Origin of the sequence: Candidatus Planktophila sp. (genome assembly GCF_044232745.1) — a bacterium.
In the GTDB taxonomy this organism is placed as follows: domain Bacteria; phylum Actinomycetota; class Actinomycetes; order Nanopelagicales; family Nanopelagicaceae; genus Planktophila.
Genome location: NZ_JBIILI010000008.1, coordinates 1 through 16,623 on the forward strand (window position 1 = coordinate 1; position 16,623 = coordinate 16,623).

17 protein-coding genes are annotated in these 16,623 nt (G+C 46.9%); 13 read left to right on the top strand and 4 right to left on the bottom strand.

Features of this window, described 5'->3' with window-relative positions:
• The first annotated feature begins 156 nt into the window (after positions 1-156).
• From rapZ to AC9UGD_RS05360, 8 genes are all read left to right on the top strand, one after another.
• Entirely contained in the window at positions 157-1,017 is an 861-nt protein-coding gene (rapZ, locus tag AC9UGD_RS05325) for an RNase adapter RapZ (protein WP_509570568.1), read from the top strand.
• 2 nt (positions 1,018-1,019) lie between these two features.
• Complete coding sequence (locus tag AC9UGD_RS05330) at positions 1,020-1,952, top strand: gluconeogenesis factor YvcK family protein (RefSeq protein ID WP_509570571.1); 933 nt, start codon at positions 1,020-1,022, stop codon at positions 1,950-1,952.
• Positions 1,953-1,969: 17 nt separating this feature from the next.
• Complete coding sequence (whiA, locus tag AC9UGD_RS05335; protein ID WP_029018558.1) at positions 1,970-2,947, top strand: DNA-binding protein WhiA; 978 nt, start codon at positions 1,970-1,972, stop codon at positions 2,945-2,947.
• 157 nt (positions 2,948-3,104) lie between these two features.
• Positions 3,105-4,103, top strand: a complete 999-nt coding sequence (gene gap / locus AC9UGD_RS05340; RefSeq protein WP_509570574.1) for a type I glyceraldehyde-3-phosphate dehydrogenase — start codon at positions 3,105-3,107, stop codon at positions 4,101-4,103.
• On the top strand, positions 4,103-5,293 hold the full coding sequence (locus AC9UGD_RS05345; RefSeq protein ID WP_509570576.1) for a phosphoglycerate kinase: 1,191 nt from the start codon (positions 4,103-4,105) through the stop codon (positions 5,291-5,293). The genes gap and AC9UGD_RS05345 overlap by 1 nt, the downstream gene beginning before the upstream one ends.
• Before the next feature lie 23 nt (positions 5,294-5,316).
• Positions 5,317-6,093 (top strand): triose-phosphate isomerase, encoded by a 777-nt coding sequence (gene tpiA / locus AC9UGD_RS05350; protein WP_509570579.1) that lies wholly within the window; start codon positions 5,317-5,319, stop codon positions 6,091-6,093.
• A 57-nt stretch (positions 6,094-6,150) separates the two neighbouring features.
• Positions 6,151-6,378: a preprotein translocase subunit SecG gene (secG, locus tag AC9UGD_RS05355; RefSeq protein ID WP_509570582.1), complete on the top strand. Its 228-nt coding sequence runs from the start codon at positions 6,151-6,153 to the stop codon at positions 6,376-6,378.
• Between the two features lie 43 nt (positions 6,379-6,421).
• Complete coding sequence (locus AC9UGD_RS05360) at positions 6,422-6,760, top strand: RNA polymerase-binding protein RbpA (RefSeq protein WP_509570585.1); 339 nt, start codon at positions 6,422-6,424, stop codon at positions 6,758-6,760.
• 6 nt (positions 6,761-6,766) lie between these two features.
• On the opposite strand, the gene AC9UGD_RS05365 is transcribed toward AC9UGD_RS05360, so the two are convergent.
• The 4 genes from AC9UGD_RS05365 to AC9UGD_RS05380 are packed head-to-tail and all read right to left on the bottom strand — an operon-like array spanning position 6,767 to position 12,305.
• Positions 6,767-8,302 carry a phosphoglucose isomerase-related protein gene (locus AC9UGD_RS05365; protein ID WP_509570587.1) on the bottom strand — a complete coding sequence of 512 codons (1,536 nt, stop codon included), beginning with the start codon at positions 8,300-8,302 and terminating at the stop codon, positions 6,767-6,769.
• The gene (gene tal, locus AC9UGD_RS05370) at positions 8,299-9,384 is read right to left on the bottom strand and encodes a transaldolase (protein WP_509570590.1); all 1,086 of its coding nucleotides are present in this window, start codon (positions 9,382-9,384) and stop codon (positions 8,299-8,301) included. Before tal ends, AC9UGD_RS05365 begins: the two co-directional genes overlap by 4 nt.
• Positions 9,381-11,426, bottom strand: coding sequence for a transketolase (gene tkt / locus AC9UGD_RS05375; protein ID WP_509570660.1), 2,046 nt, complete (start codon positions 11,424-11,426; stop codon positions 9,381-9,383). Before tkt ends, tal begins: the two co-directional genes overlap by 4 nt.
• A 3-nt stretch (positions 11,427-11,429) precedes the next feature.
• The gene (locus AC9UGD_RS05380; protein WP_509570593.1) at positions 11,430-12,305 is read right to left on the bottom strand and encodes a COX15/CtaA family protein; all 876 of its coding nucleotides are present in this window, start codon (positions 12,303-12,305) and stop codon (positions 11,430-11,432) included.
• Between the two features lie 82 nt (positions 12,306-12,387).
• On the opposite strand from AC9UGD_RS05380, the gene AC9UGD_RS05385 reads away from it, so the two are divergent.
• From AC9UGD_RS05385 to sufC, 5 genes are read left to right on the top strand one after another with little or no spacing between them, the layout of a single operon-like run.
• Positions 12,388-13,059, top strand: coding sequence for a helix-turn-helix transcriptional regulator (locus AC9UGD_RS05385; protein WP_509570596.1), 672 nt, complete (start codon positions 12,388-12,390; stop codon positions 13,057-13,059).
• Positions 13,056-14,465 (top strand): Fe-S cluster assembly protein SufB, encoded by a 1,410-nt coding sequence (gene sufB / locus AC9UGD_RS05390; RefSeq protein WP_509570599.1) that lies wholly within the window; start codon positions 13,056-13,058, stop codon positions 14,463-14,465. Before AC9UGD_RS05385 ends, sufB begins: the two co-directional genes overlap by 4 nt.
• Positions 14,465-15,553 (top strand): Fe-S cluster assembly protein SufD, encoded by a 1,089-nt coding sequence (sufD, locus tag AC9UGD_RS05395; RefSeq protein WP_509570601.1) that lies wholly within the window; start codon positions 14,465-14,467, stop codon positions 15,551-15,553. The genes sufB and sufD overlap by 1 nt, the downstream gene beginning before the upstream one ends.
• Complete coding sequence (locus tag AC9UGD_RS05400; RefSeq protein ID WP_509570604.1) at positions 15,546-15,842, top strand: non-heme iron oxygenase ferredoxin subunit; 297 nt, start codon at positions 15,546-15,548, stop codon at positions 15,840-15,842. The genes sufD and AC9UGD_RS05400 overlap by 8 nt, the downstream gene beginning before the upstream one ends.
• A 21-nt stretch (positions 15,843-15,863) precedes the next feature.
• The gene (gene sufC / locus AC9UGD_RS05405; RefSeq protein WP_509570607.1) at positions 15,864-16,616 is read left to right on the top strand and encodes a Fe-S cluster assembly ATPase SufC; all 753 of its coding nucleotides are present in this window, start codon (positions 15,864-15,866) and stop codon (positions 16,614-16,616) included.
• Positions 16,617-16,623: the final 7 nt, after the last annotated feature.

Sequence of the window (16,623 nt, forward strand, 5' to 3'; positions counted from 1 at the left end):
ATGCAATGAAAGCGCTTCTTCTGCATCGCAGGCTACTTCTGTTGAACTACTTGTATGAAACCAAGAATCAGGAAGAAAAAGAGCTTCTGCCTGCCTATCTTGAAAAGAGTCTCGAGCGTGTTTCCACATTCTTGACAGATGTAACACAATAGTTCCATGAGACAAGAGACCTTGATTCTGACCGGTATGTCAGGTGCCGGCCGATCAACGGTGGCCCATGCCTTGGAAGATCTCGGTTGGTATGTTGTCGATAATCTCCCGCCGTCATTGCTGCCAGCTTTGGTTAGTAAAGGAACAGGCCCTCAAGGTAAAGAGTTAGCAGTTGTTGTAGATGTTCGTGGGGGAGAGTTCTTTGATGAGTTGATGCAAGCATTATCTGAACTTAAGAAGAGTAACTCTGATTATCGGCTTGTTTTTCTAGACGCAACAGATCAATCTTTAGTCCAACGTTTTGAATCAACTCGTCGTCCTCATCCATTGCAAGGCAAGGACCGTATTGTCGATGGAATCGCGCGTGAGCGCGCAAAGCTCGAAAATTTCCGTTCGCAAGCAGATGTAGCTATCGATACAACAAATTTGAATGTTCATCAATTGGAAAAGCGGATCGGTGAGATATTCGGCTCAGGCAAATTACAGGGAATTAGAGTCAATGTGTTGTCCTTTGGATACAAGTACGGAATCCCGGTTGATGCAGATTTAGTTTTAGATTGTCGATTCATTCCTAATCCACACTGGATTCCAGAACTCCGCCCATTGACGGGCCTAACACCACAAGTAAGCGAGAAAGTTCTTGGAAGCGAAGGCGTGAAAGATTTTGTTCATGGATATGTGCGCCTTGTAGATTCGATGATGGAAGGTTATATGCGCGAAGGTAAAAAGTATGTGACTATTGCCGTTGGTTGTACTGGCGGAAAACATCGGAGCGTTGCAATAACCGAAGAGATCGCCAAGCAGTTAAATGCGGTTGATACAGAATTGTCAGCTCATCCAACTCATCGAGATGTTGGTCGTGAATAAGTTTGTCTAAAGTTGTAGCACTTGGTGGCGGCCATGGCTTGGCTGCAACCCTTTCTGCACTGCGCCAAATAACCCAAGAAATAACCGCGATTGTCACCGTGGCCGATAACGGTGGATCAAGTGGCCGATTGCGCGAAGAGTTTCCAATTTTTCCACCGGGCGATCTACGAATGGCATTAACTGCATTATGTGCTGATGATGACTGGGGTCGCACCTGGGCACAAATCTTGCAACATAGATTCGATAGCAATGGCGAATTAAATGGCCACGCAATGGGTAACTTGTTATTGGCATCAATGTGGAACGCCGGCGATGACCCAGTCGTCGCTTTAGATCGAGTAGGACAATTATTAAAAGTTATTGGCCGAGTGCTTCCGATGGCAGCGGTAGCCCTTGATATTGAGGGCACATTTACTACCTCTACTGGGCGAATTGTTGTACGAGGACAAAAAGAGGTTGCTACAGCTAAAGGCCATATTCAATCCCTTCGAATTATTCCCGAAGATCCACCAGCAAGGACGGAAGCTCTAACTGCTATTGCAGATGCACAATGGATAACTATGGGCCCAGGGTCTTGGTTTTCAAGTGTGATTCCACACCTTTTGATTCCCGCTCAATTAGATGCTCTCAAAAGTTCGAAGGCACGGAAGATTTTGATTTTGAACCTAGATGCATCCAGCCAATCACAGGGCGAAGAATTTGCCGGTTCCACCCCCGAACAGCATCTAGAGTTTTTTCATCACTATGCACCTGAATTAACCGTGGATTTCTGCTTAGTGGACCAATCTGTTGTTCGAGACGAGGATGCGCTCCGCACAGCAGCATCAACCTTAGGTTCAGAGATTGTGGTGGCAGATATACGCAAAGCTCCGGGCAGCATTCATCATGATGCTGAAAAATTGGCTCTCCATTTGGGCCACATTTTTTCCCGGTAGGTGGTTGGATAAGCCCCATGGCAATGACAGCATCAGTTAAGGACGAGCTCTCACGTCTTTCCATCACCAAACCATGTTGTCGAAAAGCCGAAGTCTCTTCACTTCTTCGCTTTGCTGGCGGGCTCCATATCGCAGCAGGCAAAATTGTTATTGAAGTCGAACTTGATACATCACAAAGTGCTCGTAGATTGCGCAAAGACATCGCAGATATTTATGGACATGATTCAGATTTAGCGGTTTTGTCATCAAGCGGATTGCGCAAAGGTTCACGTTACGTTGTTCGAGTAATTAATGAAGGCGATGCCCTTGCGCGCCAAACAGGATTAGTTGATGCAAATGGAAGACCAGTTCGTGGATTACCTCCACAGGTCGTATCTGCTGCAACATGTGATTCTGAAGCTGCATGGCGTGGTGCATTTATTGCCCACGGATCGTTAACTGAACCAGGTCGTTCTTCATCACTTGAAATCACCTGCCCTGGCCCAGAGGCAGCCCTTGCCTTGGTTGGCGCTGCTCGACGACTTGGAATTGTTGCAAAGGCACGCGAAGTTCGCGGAGTAGATCGCGTTGTAATTCGTGACGGCGATGCAATTGGTGTCTTGCTTACTCGCTTGGGCGCCCATGAAAGCGTGCTTGCCTGGGAAGAGCGACGCATGCGCCGCGAGGTCCGAGCTACCGCTAATCGTCTAGCAAACTTTGATGATGCAAACCTTCGTCGTTCAGCCCGCGCAGCAGTTGCGGCAGCGGCCCGTGTTCAGCGCGCCATGGAGATTCTTGGGCCAACAATTCCTGATCACTTAAAGGAGGCTGGGGATCTGCGCATCAATCATGGGCAGGCTTCGCTAGAAGAGTTGGGATCCTTGGCAACGCCTCCAATGACAAAAGACGCGATCGCTGGGCGCATTCGCCGCTTATTGGCGATGGCTGATAAGCGTGCACAAGAGCTAGGCATTCCAGATACTGAAAGCGGCCTTTCTCCCGATTTACTCAATTAACGGGTAGATACTCAAGAGTTCTCTCAGCCTTCACTGATAAGGTTCTACCTAAGACCCCAGCGTTGTGGCAGTTTTACGAACCACCAACAGCTGGGCTTTTTTATGCCGCGCCGAGACTCCTCTGCGGTATGGCCCCACTAGTAGCAAGGACACTTTCGTGATTAATGTCGGAATCAATGGTTTTGGACGCATCGGTCGTAACTTCTTCCGTGCCAGCCTAACTAACCCAAATATCAACATCGTCGGAATTAACGACCTAACTCCTAATGAGACTCTTGCTCACCTATTGAAGTACGACTCAATTTTGGGTCGCCTAGGTCTAGAAGTTACCTACACAGATGATTCAATCACTGTAGACGGAAAGACAATCAAAGTTTTCTCAGAGCGCGATCCAGCAAACCTTCCATGGGCAGCTGTTAAGGCAGATGTAGTTGTCGAATCAACAGGTATTTTCACAAAGGCTGCAGATGCTCAGAAGCACATCACAGCTGGTGCCAAGAAGGTAATCATTTCTGCTCCTGCAACAGATGAAGACATCACAATCGTTATGGGTGTTAACCACACACAGTACGACGGCGCAAAGCACAACATCATTTCAAATGCATCATGTACAACTAACTGCCTTGCACCAATGGCAAAGGTTCTTCAGGATAACTGGGGAATTGTTAAGGGTCTGATGACAACAATTCACGCATACACAAACGATCAACCAATTCTTGACTTCCCACACAAGGATCTTCGCCGCGCTCGCGCTGCTGCACTCAACATGATCCCAACATCAACAGGTGCTGCAAAGGCGATTTCACTAGTTATGCCAGAACTCAAGGGCAAGCTAGATGGTTATGCAATGCGCGTTCCAGTTCCAACAGGATCTGCAACAGATCTAACTGTTGAGTTAGAAAAGGAAGCGACAGCTGCAGAAATTAATGCTGCCATGAAGGCTGCGGCTAATGGTCCGCTTAAAGGTTACCTTTCATACACGGAAGATCCAATCGTTTCCTCTGACATCGTTACAGATCCTTCATCATGTGTTTTCGATTCCGGCCTGACGAAGGTAATCGGCAACCAGGTTAAGGTCGTTGGTTGGTATGACAATGAATGGGGTTACTCAAACCGCCTAGTCGACTTGATCGATTACGTTGGTAAAACTCTGTAATGCCAGATCTTTCAACATTTGATGTAGCCGGAAAGCGAGTCTTTCTTCGTTGCGACCTTAATGTTCCATTGAAGGATGGAGTTATTAAGGATGATGGGCGTATTAAAGCCTCGCTTCCGACTATTCAATTACTTCTGGACAAGGGTGCAGCGCTGGTTATTGCTGCTCATCTTGGTCGCCCAAAGGGTGAAGCAAAGCCAGAACTTTCACTTGCGCCAATAGCAAAACGTTTAGCTGAATTGTTGGGCCGCGAGGTCAAGTTCACTGGCGAAGTATCAGGTGTGGCCGTAACAACTGCTGCAGAATCACTAAAGGCTGGCGAGATACTTCTTCTAGAGAATATTCGCTTTAGTGCAGCAGAGACAAGCAAAGAAGAGTCAGAGCGAGCAGTATTTGCTGGCGAATTAGCACAGTTGGCCGATGTTTATGTTGGTGACGGCTTCGGCGCAGTACATCGCAAGCACGCATCTGTCTTTGATCTGCCGAAATTACTTCCACATGCTGCCGGCACATTGGTTGCTGCCGAAGTTGAAGTTTTAAAGAAACTTACACAGAATCCTGAACGTCCGTACGGCGTCGTACTTGGCGGCGCAAAAGTATCCGACAAACTCGGCGTTATTGAAAATTTGCTGGGCAAGGTCGATGTTTTGGCAATAGGCGGAGGAATGGTTTTCACATTCCTTAAGGCACAAGGCAAAGAAATCGGAACCTCACTGGTTGAATCAGAAATGCTTGATGTAGTTAAAGGCTTAATTGCTACTGCAGAAAAAAATGGCGTGAAACTAGTTCTTCCAACTGACATTGTTGTTGCTCCCGCTTTTTCTGCAGATGCCACACCAACTGTCGTGGCTGCCGATGCAATTCCTGAAGATCAAATGGGTCTAGATATTGGGCCCGTATCTGCCGCAGCCTTTGCTGCTGAAATTGTAAAATGTAAAACAGTATTCTGGAACGGGCCAATGGGTGTATTTGAATTCCCTAACTTTGCCGCCGGAACAAAGGTTGTTGCGCAAGCATTAACTGAAGTTTCCGGGATTTCGGTTGTAGGCGGGGGAGACTCAGCGGCTGCAGTTCGCGCGCTAGGTTTCGCTGATTCGCAATTTGGTTACATTTCTACCGGCGGCGGAGCATCACTTGAGTATCTTGAAGGCAAGGAACTTCCTGGTCTACAAGCATTAGAATTAATCTAGAAATCAATATCGGGGGAGCAATAATGCGTAAACCATTAATGGCAGGAAACTGGAAGATGAACCTCAATCACCTTGAGGCGATCGCAGTGGCACAAAAGTTGGTGTATGGCCTTGATGACAAAGATTACGACGCTGTTGATGTTGCTGTAATTCCTCCCTTCACAGATATTCGTTCCATTCAGACTTTGGTTGATGGAGATCGTTTGCGCCTTCAATACGGCGCACAAGATCTTTCACCCGATGCCAGTGGAGCCTTCACCGGAGATATTTCAGGTTCAATGCTTGCAAAGCTTGGTTGCACCTATGTGGTTATCGGTCACTCCGAACGACGTGCAATTCATCAAGAGTCAGATGCTCTGATCAATCGAAAGATCAAAGCAGCGCTAGCAAATGAAATAACACCGATCTTTTGCGTTGGCGAAGAATTAGCCATTCGTGAAGCCGGCACACATGTAAGTCATGTTATTCGTCAGGTACGAGCTGGCCTCGAAGGATTTACAAAGCCAGAACTCAAAAAGATTGTTATTGCATACGAACCTGTGTGGGCAATCGGTACCGGAAAGACCGCAACACCTGAAGATGCACAAGAAGTATGTGCTGCAATTCGTGAAGAGGTGGAAAACATCGGTTCCCCTGAAATCGCATCAAATATGCGCATTCTTTATGGTGGCTCAGTGAAATCTTCCAACATCGTAGAAATCATGAAAAAGGCAGATGTTGATGGTGCCTTGATTGGTGGAGCGAGCCTAGACCCCGAGGAATTGGCCAAGATCGTTAAATTTCACACGGTGAGCGAGTAAGCATTACCCCCACTGGGCGGGTATCCTTACCCTCTACGAACTAGGAGTTTAAGAAAAGTGAAACTAGCTCTCTCTATCGCGCTGATAATCACCAGCCTACTCATGATCCTTTTGGTACTACTTCATAAGGGCAAGGGAAGCGGCCTTTCCGATTTATTCGGTGGCGGCATTTCATCTAACTACGGCGGTTCATCAGTCGTTGAGCGCAACCTTGATCGCATCACTATCGTCGTTGGCGGTTTATGGTTTGCATTAGTTGTCGCATTGTCACTCGTTCTCAAGTAAACATTTTTAATTCGATTTTAATTAAGTACAACAAGGGGTAACTATGGCAAGTGCAATTCGCGGAAGTCGTGTCGGCGCCGGCCCAATGGGCGAAGCGGAGCGTGGCGATTCAATCGCTCGCGCATACGTTTCATACTGGTGTGCAAGAGGACATGAAGTCCGTCCATCATTTGCTGTTGAAGAAACAGTTGTTATTCCAGCTGAATGGGATTGCCCAAAGTGTGGTTACCCAGCAGGTCGCGATCGCAACAATCCGCCAAGCCCAGAAGTAAACGTGCCCTACAAGACTCACCTTGCCTATGTAAAAGAGCGTCGCACAGATGCTGAAGGTGAAAAACTTCTAGAAGAGGCACTTCGTAAACTTCGCGGAGATGACGAGTAAGCAGAGTTAAAGAGCTTTTGCAGCTTTCAGTAATTCAGATATACCCATTGCGCGATTTGTACAATTAAATCGGAGCAGTGGGTATTTTCTTGATGCCAGCGCTTTCCCATCACCCAGAGCTTGTGCAGCTAGCAAAGTCTTGAAGCCATAACTTTGCCCAGGGATTGCGATGTCTTTTTCTACATCACCGGTAATTTGTAAGAAGACACCATTTTGTTGGCCACCTTTATGGAACTGACCGGTTGAGTGCAAAAAGCGGGGCCCCCAGCCAAAAGTAACAGGGCGCCCAGATTTACTGGCAAGGATTTCACGCAGCTCGGCTACTGCAACATCATCTTTGCGATCGAGATAAGCCATGACAGCAATGTATCCATCTGCTGGAATCTGAGAAATTAACTGTGACAACGCTTCTGTCACGTTACCTCCTTGCCCAAAAATCTCTAGTGCTCCTATTTCGGTTTCGCCAGAAAAGGCTGGCAGTACACCTTTCCACTCATTCAACAGTGCTGAAGTTTGTTCTTTAGCCTCAGTTACATTTGGTTGGTTAAATGGATCAATTGCAAGTGCCGCACCAACTAGCGCCGTTACCCATTCCCACACAATAAATTGTGATGCTAAATCACCTTCAACAACTAGATCAGCAGTTCCTGCAAATGCGATTGTGAATGCAGCACCTTCCAATCCACGCTGGGATGACTCTGCAACAACAGGTAAGCGACCCACTTGATTCTTTCCCGTTGATTCAGCAACAAGTTGCTCGATCCAATCACTAAGTCCGGGCATTCCAGAATCCTGGTCTGTAAAGGCAACATACTGATTAGCTACATAGGTCAACAGATAGGCGATATCGCACATCGTTTGAGAATCAGCGAAAAATTCAGACTTAGTTTCACTTGCATTATCTAGCAATACCGAAACATCAATTCCAATTAACGCAGATGGCACCAATCCGAATGGACTTAGAACGCTAAAACGTCCTCCAACATTAGGGTCGGCATTGACTACATTAAATCCACCTTCACGAACCTGCTTGTCCAAAGGAGAACCAGGATCAGTTACAAAAACCATATGATCGACTGGGTTCAAACCAGCATCCGTAAAAGCTCCTTCAAACAGTGCGCGCTGCGAAGAAGTTTCAATAGTTGAACCAGATTTCGAACTGACCACAACAACAGTTTTAGCTAGGTCAACATTTAGTGCATATGCAATGTAATTGGGGTCAGTCGAATCTAGAACAAACAGTTTCTTTCCAAATGTTTGAGCAATAACTTCGGGCCCAAGTGATGAGCCACCCATTCCGCACAAAACAACCGTGCTCTTATCGCGATGCTTTGCAGCGAGAGCATCAAATTGCGGCAACAGCTCACGAGTTGATTCCGGAAGATCTATCCAATTTAATCGAATAGCAGCCTCGGCTTGAGCTTCGGACCCCCAAATGGTGGAGTCCTTCTGTTTTAAACGTTCATGGAATGCTTGCAGAGCTTTGTATTGAGTAGATGAACGATCAATCTTTGAGAGAGCGGTTCCTTTTATTGAAATCATTGTTGTTGGGCAGCCTTTACATTCTCGAGTAATTCATCCCATGCTTGGGCAAACTTTTTAACACCATCAATTTCCAGCTCAGTTGTTATTTGATCGAGTGAAATGCCCAGTGAGGATAAGCCTTTAAGGACGCTGACCGCATCTGCGTAATTTCCAGAAATAGTGTTTCCTCGAACTACGCCATGGTCGATCAATGCATCCAAGGTTGATTGGGGCATTGTGTTAACGGTCTCGGGTGCTATCAATTCGATAACGTATTGCGTATCTGGGTAGGCCGGATCTTTCACTCCGGTCGAAGCCCACAGTGGACGCTGCTTATTCGATCCCTTGGCTGACAAAGCGCTCCAACGGTCGGTGGCAAACTTTTCTTCAAACAATTGATACGCCAAATGCGCATTCGCAATTGCAGCCTTGCCCAAAAGAGCTCCTGCTTCAGGCGATGCTTTCTTCTTGAGCAATGCATCAATGGTCGAATCAATACGGCTCACAAAGAAAGATGCAACAGAGTGAACTTGTGAAGGATTCTCACAAAGTTCCAAGCCTTTCATGAAGGCATCAATAACTTGCCCATAACGCTTTACTGAAAAAATCAGCGTTACATTGACACTAATGCCAGTAGCAATTAGCGCCGTAATAGCAGGTAAGCCCTCAATTGTTGCTGGGACCTTGATCATTACATTGGGGCGGTCAACAATTGCCCACAGTTCTTTGCCTGCGGCAATTGTGCCTTCAGTGTCTCGGGCAAGACGCGGGTCAACTTCAATGCTTACACGACCATCAAAACCCTTACTGCTAGAAAAAATTGGCGCAAACAGATCGCATGCTTGACGCACATCATCAGTTGTCAGTTTCTTAACTACATCATCAACTGTTGCACCTTTCATCGCAGCGATATCTGCGGCATATTCTGCAGCACCGCTAATTGCTGCGCTGAAAATACTTGGGTTCGTGGTTACCCCGACAACACCGCTGTGTTCAATTCGTGCAGGAAGTGAATGTGCATCAGTTCCCGTGATTTTTGCTCGGGACAAATCATCTAACCAAATAGATGTTCCAGCACTTGCTACTTGATCAACGCTCATTTAATTGCCTTCTTAACCTGGGCTACAACGTTTTCAACCGAGAAGCCGAACTCTTTAAACAAGCGCTTAGCATCTGCTGATGCGCCGTAATGTTCCAGCGAAATGGCCACACCGCTGTCACCAATCAATTCACGCCAACCTTGTGCGATACCAACTTCAATACTGATCTTTACGACGCCAGGGGATAGGACGGATTCTTTATAGGCCTGATCCTGTTCAGCAAACCATTCAAGACACGGTGCGCTAACTACTCGAACATTGACACCTTCGGCAGCTAATGCGGCCTGGGTATCAATTGCTAATGAAACTTCAGAACCTGTTGCAATCAAGATAGCTTGAGGGTTGACTGCATCTTTCAAAATATAAGCACCCTTGGCTACACCAGTTGCAGGAGCACAAATCGTGCGATCAAAAACCGGTAAATTCTGGCGTGATAGCAATATGCCCGCGGCACGTCCACGAATAAGGATTTGTTTCCACGCTTCTGCAACTTCATTGGCATCCCCGGGGCGAATGACATCTAGGCCAGGGATTGCACGAAGAGCGGCAAAATGTTCGATCGGTTGGTGAGTTGGTCCATCTTCACCAACGCCAATTGAATCATGCGTCCATACGAAAGTAGATGCAATGTTCATTAACGCTGCAAGTCGAACAGCAGGTCGCATGTAATCGCTAAAGACTGCAAATGTTCCACCAAATGATCTGGTTAAACCGTGTAGGGCAATTCCATTGAGCACTGAACCCATTGCATGTTCACGGATACCAAAGTGGATTATTCGACCAAATGGATCAGCACCCGGAATCGCAGATGTTGTTGGAAGAAAAGATCCTGATCCCTTAATGCTGGTGTTATTTGAACCTGCTAAGTCAGCTGATCCGCCCCAGAATTCTGGCAACTTCGCTGCGATTGCATTGATTACTTCGCCAGATGCGGCACGCGTTGCAACTTCTTTTTCTGGGGTAAACACAGGGATATCGGCATCCCATCCAGCAGGTAATCCTTTAACTCGTAATCTTTCAAGAAGTGCGGCCTTGTCAGCATTGGCTGATTTCCAGGTAGCAAACTTTGTATCCCATGCTGCACGAGCAGTAGCTCCGCGATCTTTAACAAGGCGTGCATGAGTCAAAACTTCAGCAGGCATTGCAAAATCTTCATCAGGATTTAGACCCAACGCAATCTTTGTTGCTTTGATTTCATCGACACCTAGTGCAGATCCGTGAGATCCAGCTGTTCCTTGTGCTTTAGGGGCAGGCCAGGCAATCACTGAATGCATTCGAATCAACGTTGGTTTTGCTGTTTCTTTCTTTGCAGCAACCATGGCAGCATCTAATGCGACAAGATCAATATTGCCAGTTGCAAGTGCAGCAACTTCGATAACGTGCCAGCCATATGCGCGGTATCTGGCAGCAACATCTTCGGTGAAGGCGTTGTGAGTGTCGCCTTCAATCGAAATTCTGTTGTCATCATAAATAATGTTCAAGTTTCCAAGTTCTTGTGTGCCAGCCAACGAAGATGCCTCAGCACTAACTCCTTCTTGCAAGTCGCCATCAGAACAAATCACCCAAATAGAGTGATCAAATATTGAGGTATGTGCAGGTGCTGTGGGATCAAGCAAACCACGCTCATAACGAGCAGCCATAGCCATACCTACCGCTGTTGCAATGCCTTGGCCTAATGGACCCGTTGTCATTTCTACGCCCGCAGTGTGGCCGTATTCAGGGTGGCCCGGAGTTAGTGACCCCCATGTTCTAAAGCTTTGCAGGTCATCCATTTCTAGACCGTAACCACTTAAGAACAATTGAATATAAAGAGTCAATGATGAATGTCCGCACGACAAAATAAATCGATCGCGACCTAGCCAGTGTGGATCTGATGGATCATGGACTAAGTGACGTTGGAATAATGAGTATGCAACTGGTGCCAGTGACATTGCAGTGCCTGGATGACCATTGCCAACTTTTTGAACTGCATCAGCTGACAGCGCTCGTGCATAGGCAACTGCACGTTCATCTAATTCAGTCCAACCAGATAGTGTGCTCATCATTTATCCATTCTGTGTGATTACTGACAATCGGATTCGCCACGCTGCGATCCATACCAAAGTTGCTCCTAGCAAGTGAGCAGCAACCAAGATTTCGGGAATACCGGTGAAGTACTGAACATAACCAATTGCACCTTGTGCAAGGGCGATCACGGCAAAATTCTTGATCGCTTTTTTGCTGTGAGCACTAGTCCCTTGAGCTACATAAAAAGCAAGCGTAATTCCCAACAGAATTATGACTACATCTGCGTGCAGCCATGCAACAGTTCGAATATCAAAATCAAAACGTTGCGCCTGTGCATCTCCTGCATGCGGTCCCGATCCAGTGACGATCGTTCCCAGCACAATTACTAAAAACGAAGTCGCAATATGCGTCATTGAAATCCTAGATATTAAAGGCGCGGCCTTTACAAAAATTGCTGGAGCGCGTCTGCGAGAGTACAAAGAGGTTGCACCGGCGATTAAGATTATTGATAACAACAAATGACATGCGACAGGAATCGGATTCAAATCAGTTAATACTGTGATGCCGCCAAGTATTCCTTGTCCGAATATTCCTAGGAATTGTCCAATCGCTAATCCGCGCAAATCTTTTCGCTTGCTTTTTAGAACTGCGATGATTACCGCAACTGATGCAATGACTAGTACAAATGTTAATAATCGGTTTCCAAATTCGATCCACACATTTAATTGTGGCTCGGCCTGATGGGGGACCGGGGTATACGAACCGGGTGTGCACTCGGGCCAGGTGGGACATCCCAATCCGGATCCGGTTAACCGAACAGCTCCGCCAGTTACGACCAGGGCAGCCTGCAAGAAAAGCAGCAAACCCGTAACCGGCGCCAAAACCTTGGTGGCTAAATCTGCGGTTTTGGACATGGCCTAAGCCTATGACCCTCGAGCCACGCAGGGCTCTCGAGTGGCTTAACGTGTCGAATTACGACACAATACTGTTGTGAAAATGACCGGCACCAATCCAGCAGGGGACGATGCTCGTACCCGCGACCTGGTGGCCCGCTCAATTCTTGAAAACGGTCCATCAACCGCCGCCGTTTTAGGCGAGCGTTTGGGTCTGACCGCAGCTGGAATCAGACGACATCTAGATCTTTTGGTGGCCGATGGTGTTGTAGAAGCCCGCGACCCGCGTTCTTCTTCTATCCGTGGTCGAGGTCGACCTTCAAAGGTTTTTGTAATGTCAGATCAAGGCCGCGAGCAGTTTGAACATTCATATGATGATTTAGCCGTTGCGGCATTGAAATTTATGTCGGCTCAATCCGGTGCCCACCTTGTCGATGGCTTTGCACAATCTCGCGCCGATGACATCGAACGCCAAGCACGCAAGTTTATTTCTAAGCGCTCTGGCAAAGTTGAAGCACTTGCAGATTTCTTAACGGATCAAGGGTATGCGGCAAGTGTTCACGACAAATCTATGGGTCAAGAGCTGTGCCAGCATCATTGCCCGATCGCACACGTTGCCTCTGAATTTCCACAATTGTGCGAAGCCGAAACTGAAGCGCTTTCAAAACTTTTAGGAACGCACGTACAACGTTTGGCAACAATCGCGCATGGCGACGGCGTTTGCACAACATTTATTCCAACGACCCACACTACAACCCGAAAGGTACGTGCATGACAACAGCACATCCAGAACTCGACGGACTCGGCAACTACGAATACGGTTGGTCGGATAAGAGCTCAGCTGGCGATAACGCCAAGCGAGGACTTAGTGAAGAGGTCGTACGCGACATTTCAGCAAAGAAGTCTGAAGCGCAATGGATGTTAGACCTGCGCCTTAAGGGCTTGGACTTATTTGGTAAGAAGCCAATGCCAAACTGGGGATCAGATCTTTCAGGCATTTTCTTCGACACTATTAAGTACTTTGTGCGCTCAACAGAAAAGCAAGCAACCACATGGGATGACTTGCCTGACGATATTAAGAACACATATGACCGTCTCGGAATTCCAGAGGCTGAAAAGCAACGCCTAGTGTCAGGTGTAGCAGCACAGTACGAATCTGAGGTTGTATATCACTCAATTCGCGAGGATTTAGAAGCTCAAGGCGTTATCTTCTTGGATACAGATAGCGCGCTAAAGCTTCATCCAGAGCTGTTCAAAGAGTACTTCGGAACGGTTATCCCGGTAGGAGATAACAAGTTTGCAGCACTTAATACTGCTGTGTGGTCTGGTGGATCATTCATCTACGTACCAAAGGGCGTACATGTTGACATTCCTTTGCAGGCTTACTTCCGCATCAATACTGAAAACATGGGTCAATTCGAGCGCACATTGATTATCGCGGACGAAGATTCATATATTCACTATGTGGAAGGCTGCACAGCGCCAATCTACAAATCAGATTCATTGCACTCTGCAGTTGTTGAAATTATTGTGAAAAAGGGTGCACGCGTTCGTTACACCACAATTCAAAACTGGTCTAACAATGTTTACAACTTGGTTACAAAGCGTGCAACATGTGCTGAAGGCGCAACCATGGAGTGGGTCGATGGAAACATCGGTTCAAAGGTAACCATGAAGTACCCAGCAATTTTCTTAATGGGTCCCCACGCAAAGGGTGAGACTTTGTCACTTGCTTTTGCAGGAGAAGGACAACATCAAGATTCTGGCGCAAAGATGGTTCACGCTGCTCCGTATACATCATCTTCTGTAATTTCTAAATCAGTTGCACGTAACGGTGGTCGTACTTCATACCGTGGACTTGTACAGGTTCAAGAAGGAGCCCACCACTCTGCAAGCACTGTTAAGTGCGATGCATTGTTGGTGGACACAATTTCACGATCAGATACCTATCCCTACGTTGATATCCGAGAAGATGATGTTTCTATGGGTCACGAAGCAACAGTTTCAAAGATCAGTGATGATCAGCTGTTCTATTTGATGTCACGTGGATTAAATGAAGATGAAGCGATGGCAATGATTGTTCGCGGATTCATCGAACCAATTGCACGCGAACTTCCAATGGAGTACGCGCTCGAACTCAATCGCCTTATTGAACTTCAGATGGAAGGTGCTGTCGGTTAATGTCAGTTTTAGCAACTAATTATTTAACGCCTACAGGGCGCGAGGAAGCGTGGCGATTTACTCCGCTCAAACGACTTCGCGGTTTGCATGATGGCACCTCTGTGCAATCTGATCGATCAACATTGATCGCTAAAGATGCACTTCCTACTGGGGTTACCTTTAAACGTGAAAATCTAGAGCCACTTGCGCCAAGTGATGATGTGATCATCGAACGTATTCGTTCTTTCTCACCATCTGTCGCGCACTTGTCTATAGCTGCAAATACCGAACTGTCAGAGCCAATCTTTCTGGGTCGTGCAGCAGGGGCTTTAGATACAGCTGAATTCTCACGTGTTCGAATCTCACTTGGAACCCATGCGGTCGCAACAGTGATTGTTGAAAACACAACGGACACTATTTTGGCTGAGGATTTAGAAATCTCATTAGCTCCAGGATCAAACCTGAAGTTTGTGACATTGCAAGAGTTTGAATCTAAATCTGTTTATACAGCGCGCCATCATGCTGTGGTCGATAAGGATGCAACCTTCAAATCGGTAACTGTCACAGTTGGCGGCGATGTAGTTCGTATTTTGCCAACAGTTGAATTTATAGCACCTGGTGGCTCAGTTGATCTACTAGGTGTGTATTTTGCTACAGCTGGTCAATTCTTTGAGCACCGGATGCATGTAGATCACGCAGTTCCACACGCAAAATCAAATGTTAATTTCAAGGGTGCTCTTGCTGGTCAAGGCGCACACACTGTATGGATCGGCGATGTGTTAATTCGCGCAGCGGCTGAAGGCACAGATACCTACGAACTCAACCGCAACTTGCTACTAAGTGATGGAGCTCGAGCAGATTCGGTTCCTAATCTAGAAATCGAGACTGGCGAGATCATTGGTGCAGGACATGCGAGCACAACAGGTCGTTTTGATGACGAGCAGTTGTTCTATTTGATGTCTCGCGGAATCGCTATGGCAGATGCCAGACGATTAGTTGTGCGCGGTTTCTTCAATGAAATCGTCCTCGAAATCGGAAATGAAGTTGTGCAAAACCGAATTATGGACCGCATTGATAACGAACTAGAAAAGGCGGGCAACAATGTCTGATTTAGTTTTAGACCAATTGATCCAAGGCAAGCCTGTTCTCATTGAAAAGAACGGTAAGACAATCTGTGTTGCGCGCGTTGGCGAAGAGGTGTTCGCTATTGATGACACCTGCACCCACTCAGATGCATCTTTGTCAGAAGGCGATGTCACTGGATTCAAAATTGAATGCTGGCTACATGGCGCAGAATTTGATCTCCGTACAGGAGAAGCCTTAACACTTCCTGCCAACATTGCCTTAAAAACATATCCGGTATCAATCGACGGAAACGCCGTCACGGTCGAGATTTAGCAACGAGAGAAGAGAGAAAAAATGAGCACACTAGAAATCCGCGGCCTGCAGGTATCAGTTGATACAGACAACGGCACAGTCGAAATCCTTAAGGGTGTCGATCTAACAATTAAGTCAGGCGAGACTCACGCCATCATGGGCCCTAATGGTTCAGGTAAATCAACTCTTGCCTACTCAATTGCAGGACACCCTAAGTACACAATCACGGGCGGATCTGTAACTTTAGACGGAGCAGATGTTCTTGATATGACTGTTGATGAGCGCGCCAAGGCTGGTTTGTTCTTGGCCATGCAGTATCCAGTCGAGGTACCAGGTGTTTCTGTTTCAAACTTCTTGCGCACTGCAGCAACTGCGCTTCGCGGGGAAGCGCCAAAGCTTCGTACATGGGTTGGTGAAGTAAAGGATGCAATGGAAGCGCTAAACATGGATCCTTCATTTGCTGCTCGTAACGTTAATGAAGGTTTTTCTGGCGGAGAAAAGAAGCGCCACGAAATCATGCAATTAGAACTTTTGAAGCCAAAGATGGCGATTCTTGATGAAACAGATTCAGGCCTAGATGTAGATGCACTACGCATCGTTTCTGAAGGTGTTAATCGCGCAAAGGCAGCCAACAACCTAGGCGTTCTTTTGATTACGCACTACACCCGTATTTTGCAGTACATCAAGCCAGATTTCGTTCATGTATTTGCTAATGGCCGCGTGGTTGAACAAGGTGGACCAGAGCTAGCTGACAAGCTAGAAGCAAATGGCTACGCAGATTATGTGAGCAAATAAGAAAGTT